Below are 10860 nucleotides of genomic sequence, written 5' to 3' on the forward strand. Positions count from 1 at the left end.
TTAAATGGCATAAAGGCAGAGATACTAACTCTGGTAAAGAATTCCTCACTGGAGGTCTAATTTTATGAAAAAGAAAGATCAATTACCTTTTGCTCAAGCTCTATACGGATACCAAATATATATAACGAGACCGAAATCCAGTGAGTAAGACAAAACTGGATTTTTTGTTGAGGAAAATTTAAAAGGTGTTTCTAGCATCTGTGTTAAAATGGTAATAAAAGGAGGGGTTACATTGAGAAAAATAATAGCAGCCATGCTTTTGATTCTACTAGTCGCAGGCTGTAGCAAAGAACCGACGCCACAGGATCGATTTTCTAAGTACATAGCTTTGTGGAATGAGCAGAAGTTTGATCAGATGTATGATTATCTTTCAACGGATGCCCAGAAAAAAATCACCAAAGAAGAATTTACGAACCGCTATCATAAAATCTACAAAGACCTTCAGATTACTGACCTCAAGATTGACTTCAAAAAACCGAAAGAGGATAAGCAGGCAGACAAAGAACAAGCCCAATATTCTTTTAACGCGAAAATGAATAGCATCGCTGGAGCTATTCAATTCACCCAGAAAGCTCAGTTGCAAAAAGAAGAAAGAGACGACAAGAAGAATTGGTATGTAGACTGGAATACTGAGTTCATTTTTCCAAAATTGCAGGAAGGTGATAAGATCGGGATTAGTACGGATGCGCCGCAAAGAGGGGAGATTCTTGATCGCAATGACATCGGGCTGGCGGTGAATGGTCAGGTGTACGAGGTTGGCGTGGTTGCTGGGAAGGTGACGGACCAAGTGTTGGAACCGTTAGCCTCGCTGTTAAAAATGAGCCCGGATCAAATCAAGAAGGCGATTACGGCGAGTTGGGTAAAGCCGGAGCTGTTTGTGCCGTTGAAGCGGGTGTCGATGCAGGATGAGGAGCGGATTGCCCAGTTGATTGCGCTCGAGCCAGTGCAGACTAGGAAGGTGGAGGCACGGATTTATCCGTATGATCAGGCTTCGGCGCATCTGATTGGTTATGTTGGGGCGATTACGGCAGATGAGTTGGAAAAATTGAAGGATAAAGGGTACACGAGCAGTGATATGATTGGAAAAAGAGGGCTCGAGCAAGTGTATGACGAGCAGTTAAAAGGGAAGCCCGGTGTGAAGATTACGATTAAAAAGAAGAATGGTGACGCCGAGGTGCTTGCAGAAAAACCGGTCGAAGATGGAAAGAATGTGAAGTTGACGATCGATGCGGATGTTCAGGCGGCTATTTTTGATGAACTTAGCAAGGAAGCCGGCACGGGTGCGGCCATAAACCCTGTGACGGGTGAAACGCTGGCGCTTGTCAGCACACCTTCGTTTGATCCGAATCAAGCGATGCTTGGCTTCTCGGCGGATGAGTGGAAGGTGCTGCAGGATAATAAGCAACAGCCGCTCTCAACGCGGTTTAAACAGGCCTATGCGCCGGGTTCGGTCATGAAGCCGATTACGGCAGCGGTGGCGTTGTCGAGCGGGGCGATCACGCCGGAGCTGGCGGTGCCGATTCTAGGGTCGAAATGGCAAAAGAATAAATCGTGGGGCGGCTATTTTGTGACGCGGGTCCATGGCGGCAGTCCGATTAACCTTGAAAAAGCATTGGTGTTCTCCGATAATATTTATTTTGCTCAGGCAGCGTTGAAAACGGGGAAGGTTGCGTTTGCGGATGGGCTGAAGAAATTTGGCTTTGAGGAAGATTTGGCGTTTCCGTTCCCACTCGAAAAATCTACGATTGGTGCGCTGGATCGGGATATCTCGCTGGCCGATTCTGGTTATGGCCAGGGGCAAATTCAGATGAGTATTGTCCATCTGCTGTCTAGTTATACGCCGTATGTGAATAATGGCAATATGGTGAAGCCGATTCTTTTGGCGGATGAGCAGAAGGGTCAGGTGCTGAAAGAGGCGGTGGTTTCGCCTGAACACGCCGGCGTCATTGCGTCAGATTTAGGGAAGGTCGTTGGTGACACTGGCGGAACGGCCCATGCTGCCGATATATTGGGGTATCCGTTGGCTGGTAAAACGGGGACGGCGGAAATAAAACAGAAACAGGGCGAAACGGGCACGGAAAATGGCTGGTTTATTGGTTACAACACTGAGTCGCCAAGTTTGATGGTGGCGATGATGGTCGAGAACGTCCAGGGCCGGGGCGGTTCGCTGGTGCCCGTAAAGAAAGTGAAGACGGTATTTGAGTTGGTACGGTAAATGGAGGATGGATCGGTTGGTGTCAGGCACCACCATGTGGACTTTTAAATAGATATGGGATAACACCTAGGCGGCTAGGTGTTTTTCTTTGTTTTATGGTCATTTTTAGTTGGGGGTGTTGCGGGAATACCTATTTACAGTCCACTTGGGGACCTATACTGTCGGGGTTTGGGTTTTACTGTCCAACTCCCCGACCATCCTCCGATTTTCAGAGATTTCCACCTGGACAATTCAGCGAACCACATAAGTAAACCAGGAACGTGGTCGTAGAAGTGCCGCCAAATAGCCCGACGGTGAATCCTGTTACCAACAAAGCGACCACAGTGACGGGTGTAACGGTAAAATCCGCTGTGGCTACGGTGAAAGCAGGAGCATCCTCCTATAAAGGCAATGCCGATGCCAATGGAAAGTTTACGGTGTCTATTCCTGCCCAAAGCAGCGGCACGGTCTTAAGCGTGACTGTGACGGATGCAGGGGGAACGAGCTTACCAAAGACAATACAAGTGACGAGAATTGCCCCTAACATCCCAGTGGTCAATGCCGTTAACAACAAATCAGCATGGGTTACTGGAAAAACAGAAAAGCTTGCCGTCGTGAAAGTGTGGATTGGTAAGAGAATGTATTGGGCAAGGGCAAATAGTTATGGGAGCTTTAAAGTAAGTATCCCGAGGCAAAAACGAGGAACTTCTTTTTCTGTAACGGCAACGGATCCAAAAGGATTAACCAGTGCCGCCCGGACGGTAAAAGTAAATTAAACTTTAGGATAGTAAAGTGGGAAAGGGGCTGATGGAGCCCCTTTTTTTCGTTAGGTTACTTCAGTGGGAGGGAAGGGAAGGCTTCCACTGATACCGCGCCAGATCAATGACCCCGTTTAGACCGATTTCCACGCCTTCTGCCTCTAATGACAGCCTTTGCTCATTGTAGGACTCGTCATCTAGGAGGGCGATTTGCCCCTTAGCGTTAATGACGCGGTGCCAGGGGAGGCGGTGCTTCTTGCTCATGGAATGGAGGACGCGGACAACTTGGCGTGCAGCACGGGGGCTTCCAGCGAGCCCAGCGATCTGACCATAAGTCGCAACCTTGCCTTCAGGGATACTGCGAATAATTTCCACTACATTTTCCGTAAAAGGTGTCATCGTGATCGTCCTTTCGAAAAGTACATATCAAAAAGGTATCAAAAATATAATAAATTGAACAATCCTTTTTGTAAAAAATTGCCTCAAATCATATCAAGTACGGGCTTTCGAAACCTAAATTCTCTCCTCATTCCAATAATTATCGCCATATTTGAATAATTTTCTCTCGACAAATTTCTCGGGAAATAAATGCTGAGAGAGTGATATTTCCAGTCCAAAACCCTTATATCATGCGATTCTGGACGATTCTCCACGATTGTCGAAAATAAGTAAGAAGTCCAATTTTCAAAAAACTTTGGAATAACATCTTGTCCAGATTGAGTATTTATAGCATAATCCCGTATCCAAGCTAATAAAATGATTACAAACCTTTACAAAGAGAGTGTTTGAGGTGAAGAGTCGTTTGAAATTAGCGGATATTCAGTCGGGGACATGATTATTCATCGTATAGTCAGAAGGTAAATTACTTTCTGCCGTCTGGTGCCTGACACTCATCAATGGAAGTGTCCTCCAATGGTGGACAAATGTCTTTTAATGGTGCCTGACACCAAAATGGTAACACCAAATAGTAACACCAAAATGGTGACACCAAAATGGCACCAAAAATGACACTACCATGACACCAAAATTGATGACACCAAAACAGACACCAAAACGGAAGCAGAATTCGTCGAAGTGATAAGCGGGTCTCATTTCACACTACTCACATCCAATTTAGGGAGGGCGAGAGTGTGCACGATTACATCAAAGAGAGAACTATCAAGATTGGAAAGTATATCGTGGAGACGAGGAAAACGGTTCGCGTGATTGCGAAGGAGTTTGGCGTATCCAAAAGTACAGTCCATAAGGATCTAACTGAGAGACTTCCTGAGATTAATCCAGAGCTGGCAAATGAGGTTAAAGGTATTCTAGATTATCATAAATCGATCCGTCATCTCCGGGGGGGAGAGGCAACGAAAATGAAATATCAAAAAGAAGAAAAGGAAGGCGAAACTGTAAAATAGACCTCAATTTCCGAATCATTCAAGCTGAGAAAACAAAATATTTCAAGGGCATTCTCTAGAATTCCTTAACTCGACATCCTTCTGCAAAATATACCATCTTTTCTTTTCTAAAAGTATGGAAATTTTAATGAGTATGGTACAATATACAATTAGGAAAAGTATGTGGATACCGTTTTAAGGAGGAAAGAAAAGAGAATGTTTGCAAGAGATATTGGGATTGATCTAGGAACGGCTAACGTGTTAATTCACGTCAAGGGCCGTGGAATCGTATTAAATGAGCCGTCCGTAGTGGCAATTGACAAAAATACAAATCGCGTACTTGCTGTTGGTGAAGAAGCCCGCCGCATGGTTGGTCGGACACCTGGGAACATTGTAGCGATCCGCCCATTAAAAGATGGCGTGATCGCTGACTTTGATGTGACAGAAGCAATGTTAAAGCATTTTATTAATAAGTTGAACGTAAAAGGCTTTCTATCGAAGCCGCGCATTCTGATTTGCTGCCCAACGAATATTACAAGCGTTGAGCAAAAGGCGATCAAAGAAGCTGCAGAAAAGAGCGGCGGGAAAAAGATTTACTTAGAAGAAGAACCAAAGGTAGCTGCAATTGGTGCGGGAATGGACATTTTCCAACCGAGCGGAAACATGGTAGTGGACATCGGTGGAGGAACGACGGATGTGGCTGTTCTTTCAATGGGCGATATCGTGACTTCCTCCTCCATCAAAATGGCCGGCGACAAGTTCGACATGGAAATCCTCAACTACATCAAGCGCGAGTACAAACTGTTAATCGGTGAACGCACAGCTGAAAATATTAAAATCAACATCGGGACAGTTTTCCCAGGATCACGCTCGGAAGAAATGGAAATCCGCGGCCGTGACATGGTTAGCGGTCTGCCGCGTACCATCTCTGTTCGTTCGGAAGAAATCGAAGGCTCCTTGCGTGAATCAGTGGCCGTGATCGTACAGGCTGCAAAAAGCGTTCTTGAGCGCACACCGCCAGAACTCTCGGCTGACATCATTGACCGCGGCGTGATTTTAACGGGTGGCGGAGCATTGCTGCACGGTATCGACATGCTACTAGCGGACGAATTAAAGGTTCCAGTACTTGTCGCAGAAAATCCAATGGATTGTGTGGCAATTGGAACAGGAATTATGCTAGATAACATCGACAAGATTCCAAATCGGAAGTTTGGATGATTTTTTCGAAAAATTGTCCTTTGCCTGCGAGTAGAAATTGAATAAACAATTAATCACTTTGGCCATTTCTAGGTTTGCTGTTGTATGACATCATACCTTGGATACAAAAAGTCTAATGAAGCAGGCAGGACAAGCCTCGATCATTGGGCTTTTTTATTTGGGTTCAGAGGAATAATTTTGCAATAATACACCTTAAAAAACAAAGAAAACGACATAAATTGAGCTTTTTCAACGTTTATTGACTATTTCCTGTAAAAAGTTGATGAGTATTTTCAATTTATTTTTTATAATAGAGGTAATGAATTGGAAAAATTATTTTTTTAAAATTATAAATTGAATGACTTAGCAACATGAGTTGAATACAATTAATGGTTATAATATGTACTAACTCACTGAATCCGGGGTCAACCATTCTAGATAAAAACAAATGGACGGACTTCAGTTAAAGGGGAATTAAGAAATGTCAGTAAATAATTCAAACCATGAACAATATAGCACGAGAGAAGATTACAAGCGGGCAAAAGCCGAAGATCTGCAACGGAAAAAGGACGCGGAGAAGCAGGCCAAGGACGAAGCGCGCCAGGTAAAGGACGCAGAGAACCGGGCCAAGGACGAGGCGCGGCAAATAAAGGACGCGGAGAACCGGGCCAAGGACGAGGCGCGGCAAATAAAGGACGCGGAGAAACGGGCCAAGGACGAGGCGCGGAAAATAAAGGACGCAGAGAACCGGGCCAAGGACGAGGCACAACAAACGAAGGTCGTAGAGAACCGGGCCAAGGACGAAGCACGACAAATAAAGGACGCAGAGAAACAGGCCAAGGACGAAGCACGACAAATAAAGGACGTAGAGAAACAGGCCAAGGACGAAGCGCAACAAACGAAGGTCGTAGAGAAACAAGCGCCAACAAAGATTGTAGAGATACTAGCCAAGAACGTAGCAGGTAGACTAAAGGGTTTAAAAAAACCAGCCCTGAATGTCGCAAGAAAAACTCAGGATGCGGGTCAACAGGCAAAAACCAAACAGCCGCGTCAGAAAAGCGAGACGCCAGGGGTCAAAGAAACGAAAACCAGCCCAACTCGTGAGGCCCAAAGGCCCAAAGAGTCAAACACCACGAACAGCGCGGGTAAGAATGCGGAGACAGCACCTGTTTCGTACCAACGGATCAGAATACGGCTCATTCCGATTTGGCTGCGGCTCGTTCTATTAGTAGTAATGGCCATCTTCTGTGTGACGGCAGGCGCTGTTGTCGGTTACGGCATGCTTGGCGGCGGAAAAGTGGCAGGAGTTTTCCAAGAATCCACTTGGACACATATTATTGATTTAGTTCAAAAAGGAAAATAAATGGAGGAAGGGACGTAAATCCCTTCCTTTTTGTATACCTTAAGTAGTAGAATAGGAAATAGACACTTGTTACTAGTAGGAGGTACTAAATAATGCTTGATATCGAACAAATCAAAGAAATCATCCCACATCGCTACCCATTTTTGTTGGTCGATCGAATTTTAGAAGTGGAAGAAGGAAAAAGCGCCGTCGGAATTAAAAACGTCAGCGCCAATGAAGAATTTTTCAACGGCCATTTCCCAGATTATCCAGTGATGCCTGGTGTGTTAATCGTGGAAGCACTGGCACAGGTTGGGGCTGTCGCTATGTTGAAAAAAGAAGAAAACCGCGGCCGCTTAGCATTTTTTGCAGGAATTGATGGCTGTCGTTTTAAAAAACAAGTCAAGCCTGGCGACCAGCTTCGTCTTGAAGTGGAAATCGTACGCTTGCGCGGACCAATCGGCAAAGGGAAAGCCGTTGCAACCGTTGACGGCGAAGTTGCCTGCGAAGCGGAAATCACATTTGCCTTAGGCGAGAAAAAAGAATAACAAGAGAAGGCGGCCAGAAGATTCTGGTCGTCTTTTAGTTCATGTTGGAACGCAAAACATGGTTGCAACAATAAACTTTGAACATTTTTGTAAAAAAATGCATGCTATCAATTGAAAGATGTCGGGAACCCTAAAAACAGACCAATAAAAGATAGGTCAAACTATGTTTGGAAGGGGTACATGAATTTGAAGAAAAAGTTATTTCTTTTGCTCGCAGGTTCGATTTTATCTGCTGTTGTGTTAACAGGCTGTAATAATGACAATGATGATCAAAATCCACCGCCACCAGCTGTGAATAATCCAGCAGATAACAACCTAAATAACAATGACAATCTTAACAACAATCGATTAAATGACAACAATCGATTAAACGACAACAATAACTTAAATGACAACCTGGACTTAAACGACAACAACAACAACTATCCACCGTCAGAGGACAAAAATACCGATACCGACAAAGATCCAACTAAGGATAGCAACACTAAAAAGGAAGAAATAATCGAAGATGATATTGACGTGAATGATAGAGACAATAAAGACGAGTAAATAAGAAAAGCGGAAGCGCCCGTTTAGGGGCGTATGGACTGGAGCCCTTTGACTTATCGTAGGGAAAAGGGCGAAGTACACTAGCCGCTGGGCGCTGGAGCTAGACAGTTATCTAAGTTCAATACTTAAACTTGCTTATCTGAAACAAAAAGGGACTGGCATCTGCCTGTCCCTTTGCTTCTATTTTATTTCGTTTTTTACTTTTAGTTTCGGTTTGCTTTTTATTTTATCCCTAAATTCGGTAAGCAGCGCGGGACCCTCAAGCCCTTTTTGGAGGAGACTTTCGAGCAGTAGTTCGGAGTAATCACTTTTGTTGCGGCGAATGCTGCCTTCGAACAAAACGCTGATATGCTTTTCGAATTTAGTCAATGAACAAATTTTTGTTTGAAAATAAGCAGGCGCATTATCTTTCTTGGTGATGACAGCTTCGACAATAAGGTCGCGGTCTTGCTCGGAAATTTTTTTGAAATAATCATAGAGGGACAAATCTGTATACGCCTCAAGCAGCCATGTCGAGCGCTCGTCTTCCTTATTAAGAATCAAGCCATCCACCAACGGAACTTCAACTGAAGCATCATTTTCGACCACATCTAATGAGTACAATTTAAAAGATTTCATCACAACCTCCTGATTTCTTTTTCCTAAATTATAACATAGGTTCGCTTAAAGCAAATGTCGAATAATATTTGTCGAAATTTCAAAGATTAGTTTTTCTGCAAAAAAGGAACTTCATTTTTGACAAAAACCCCCAAGAAAAACCGATTATCCTGCAATAATCAGCCTCGATAACTTCCTTTTCCTTGTTTTACAACCATCAGTCCAACGGGCTATGCTAGGACCATCAAACAAAAAGGAGATGAAAAAATGATCAATCAAGTCACATTGGTTGGCAGATTGACGCGGGACCCGGAATTAAAAGAGACAACAGAAGGGACACAAGTGTCTCATATCACTTTAGCAGTGACTCGTCACTATCGCAATCAAAACGGTGAAATTGAAGCAGATTTCGTTCAATGCACACTTTGGCGCAAAGCGGCAGAAAATACATGCAAGTATTGCCGTAAAGGTTCAGTCGTTGGGATCACCGGGAGATTGCAAACCCGGAACTACGATAACAAAGAGGGGAAAAGGGTGTATGTGACCGAGGTGATCGCCGAAACAGTCCGCTTCCTAAGCTCGAAGCCGCATGAAGTAGCGCCTGAGCCAAAAAAGGAGGAAATGACGATTGGGGTCTAACAATGAAATGGCCAGCAACCTCGAGCAATTACTGGAAAGCTTAATTAAGATGGTGGGAAATGCCAACAAAAACGTCGACAGCCTCCAAAGGCGCGTCTGCCAATTAGAATGGGCCATTAAGGAACAACAACATGAAATCAAGGAAAGAGACAACCTCATCAGAATTTACTCCTCACATCCACACGATTCTTCACAAAACATTCCTTTTCGTTTTTGAGTGATATTCAAAAAAATCGCCTTGGTTGCATCATATTCAAGCTGCCAGGCGAATATTTTTAAAAAAATATCCCCGCAACCGACTTTTTATATAGAAAATCAAATACAGCTCCGTGTTTCATCTCCATTTTTCCGGCATGTAATTGCCGGAATTTTTTTGTTGTCTACAGGTATAAAAATAATCAATCAGGATATACTATGAAAAAAACCCCCCTGTTTTTTTAAAAAAGAAGCCGCTGAAATCGTCAGCGGCTTTTTTGATGTTTATACGATTGTAAACTGCTTAAACAGGAAAACCTTTTTCTTAAAACTTATCCTTATGATGCTTACTCACCTTAATCTGGCTGATAAATGAATCAATATAAAAAGCTTTCCGTTTGGGCGGCATGAGATAAAGCTCTAATAAGGCCATTTTAAAATCAGGTTCTTTCTGAAGAAACTGGTTAATAATGAGCAGATCGTGATCGTCGCTGGTCTCCTTCGCGATGAATCCGGACCCCTCCGTTTTAGGCAGCAGCTGATCGAGCTCCTCCACCAAATATTCCTTATCGACCTGATAAATTTCTGCAAATCGAACCACCGTCTGATAGTTGGGAATACTTCTACCCGTTTCGTAGCGACTTACTGTGGACCGATCCATCCTCATCATGTCGGCAAGCGTTTGCTGGGACCAGTTTCGGTTGTCGCGCAATTTCCTTAATTTTTCTTATAAAGACATTTAATTCACCGCCATTAAAACAATTCATGGTTTTAACTTAACGGGAAAATTGACCATTAAGTTTGAATGTGTGAATTGCGCACAATCATTTATGTCAAAATGATGTACGATGGCGAAAGAATAAGGATTGGTGGAGAATCACATTAAAGGAATTTGGAAATTATCGTCGAATAATGATAATTGGTGTAAATAACTGTAATATTGGGAGGTATTTATATTTGTGGAAAAAAACTTAATCATATTTATTGGTGAGCAAAACAACAACCAAAAAGTTGAAATCAAAAGTAAACCAAGTTTTTTCGATGCATTACAACTCTCTACCCAGTCGCCCCATACAACGGGAGATATTCCATACCAATCTATTCCGTTTTATAAAAAAGCAATCATTCCCATCCAAATCAATAATTCCAATATTCAAATCAGCTACCACCGTCACCGTCATTCGCTGCAAATTGTTAAAGAAGATATCGATCTAACAGAAAAAGAAGTGTTCGAGCTTCTCAATCATTTTGCTATAAAAGAAGATAACAAGGTTTCCTTTTTAGCCGTATTCCCGAATAGTAAAAGAAGACTTAAAGGAGCGAGAAAAGCATCCATTCGCGCGGAGAGCAGGGAGTTAAAGGGGGAAGAGCGATAGATAGGGGGATTTTTTCGAAGAGATTATCTCACCATTAACGATAAAAAAGGTTCCGAAGGATTTAAACTGTACCCGTTGTAAAG

12 protein-coding genes and 1 pseudogene are annotated in these 10860 nt (G+C 43.3%); 10 read left to right on the forward strand and 3 right to left on the reverse strand.

The features are described 5' to 3' along the window. Nucleotides 1–232 precede the first annotated feature (232 nt). A complete protein-coding gene (locus J7E77_RS02305; protein ID WP_214712062.1) occupies nt 233–2215 on the forward strand; it encodes a penicillin-binding transpeptidase domain-containing protein in 1983 nt (660 codons plus the stop codon). A 272-nt stretch (nt 2216–2487) separates the two neighbouring features. Continuing rightward, nucleotides 2488–2970, forward strand: coding sequence for an Ig-like domain-containing protein (locus J7E77_RS02310; protein WP_214712063.1), 483 nt, complete (start codon nt 2488–2490; stop codon nt 2968–2970). Between the two features lie 60 nt (nt 2971–3030). On the opposite strand, the gene J7E77_RS02315 is transcribed toward J7E77_RS02310, so the two are convergent. Continuing rightward, nucleotides 3031–3351 carry an MGMT family protein gene (locus J7E77_RS02315; RefSeq protein ID WP_214712064.1) on the reverse strand — a complete coding sequence of 107 codons (321 nt, stop codon included), beginning with the start codon at nt 3349–3351 and terminating at the stop codon, nt 3031–3033. 731 nt (nt 3352–4082) lie between these two features. On the opposite strand from J7E77_RS02315, the gene spoIIID reads away from it, so the two are divergent. The 5 genes from spoIIID (at nt 4083) to J7E77_RS02340 (ending at nt 7970) form a co-directional block, all read left to right on the forward strand. Further along, complete coding sequence (gene spoIIID, locus J7E77_RS02320) at nt 4083–4355, forward strand: sporulation transcriptional regulator SpoIIID (RefSeq protein ID WP_088090148.1); 273 nt, start codon at nt 4083–4085, stop codon at nt 4353–4355. 195 nt (nt 4356–4550) lie between these two features. Further along, the gene (gene mreB / locus J7E77_RS02325) at nt 4551–5552 is read left to right on the forward strand and encodes a rod shape-determining protein (protein WP_088090147.1); all 1002 of its coding nucleotides are present in this window, start codon (nt 4551–4553) and stop codon (nt 5550–5552) included. A gap of 460 nt (nt 5553–6012) precedes the next feature. Beyond that, nucleotides 6013–6894 carry a DNA-directed RNA polymerase subunit beta gene (locus J7E77_RS02330; protein WP_214712065.1) on the forward strand — a complete coding sequence of 294 codons (882 nt, stop codon included), beginning with the start codon at nt 6013–6015 and terminating at the stop codon, nt 6892–6894. A 92-nt stretch (nt 6895–6986) separates the two neighbouring features. Then, complete coding sequence (gene fabZ / locus J7E77_RS02335) at nt 6987–7421, forward strand: 3-hydroxyacyl-ACP dehydratase FabZ (protein WP_040207086.1); 435 nt, start codon at nt 6987–6989, stop codon at nt 7419–7421. A gap of 111 nt (nt 7422–7532) precedes the next feature. Next, entirely contained in the window at nt 7533–7970 is a 438-nt protein-coding gene (locus tag J7E77_RS02340; RefSeq protein WP_214712067.1) for a hypothetical protein, read from the forward strand. Between the two features lie 180 nt (nt 7971–8150). Here J7E77_RS02340 and J7E77_RS02345 read toward each other — a convergent pair whose 3' ends face one another. Beyond that, nucleotides 8151–8588 (reverse strand): YwpF family protein, encoded by a 438-nt coding sequence (locus J7E77_RS02345; RefSeq protein WP_168241238.1) that lies wholly within the window; start codon nt 8586–8588, stop codon nt 8151–8153. Nucleotides 8589–8834: 246 nt separating this feature from the next. On the opposite strand from J7E77_RS02345, the gene ssb reads away from it, so the two are divergent. Beyond that, a complete protein-coding gene (gene ssb, locus J7E77_RS02350; RefSeq protein WP_214712068.1) occupies nt 8835–9206 on the forward strand; it encodes a single-stranded DNA-binding protein in 372 nt (123 codons plus the stop codon). Further along, nucleotides 9196–9423: a hypothetical protein gene (locus tag J7E77_RS02355; protein ID WP_098932424.1), complete on the forward strand. Its 228-nt coding sequence runs from the start codon at nt 9196–9198 to the stop codon at nt 9421–9423. The genes ssb and J7E77_RS02355 overlap by 11 nt, the downstream gene beginning before the upstream one ends. 303 nt (nt 9424–9726) lie before the next feature. On the opposite strand, the pseudogene J7E77_RS02360 reads toward J7E77_RS02355, so the two are convergent. After that, a pseudogene (locus J7E77_RS02360) lies at nt 9727–10116 on the reverse strand (helix-turn-helix domain-containing protein); the annotation flags it as partial. Between the two features lie 244 nt (nt 10117–10360). On the opposite strand from J7E77_RS02360, the gene J7E77_RS02365 reads away from it, so the two are divergent. Beyond that, entirely contained in the window at nt 10361–10777 is a 417-nt protein-coding gene (locus J7E77_RS02365) for a hypothetical protein (protein ID WP_214712069.1), read from the forward strand. Nucleotides 10778–10860: the final 83 nt, after the last annotated feature.

This window comes from Bacillus sp. ISL-77 (assembly GCF_018613105.1).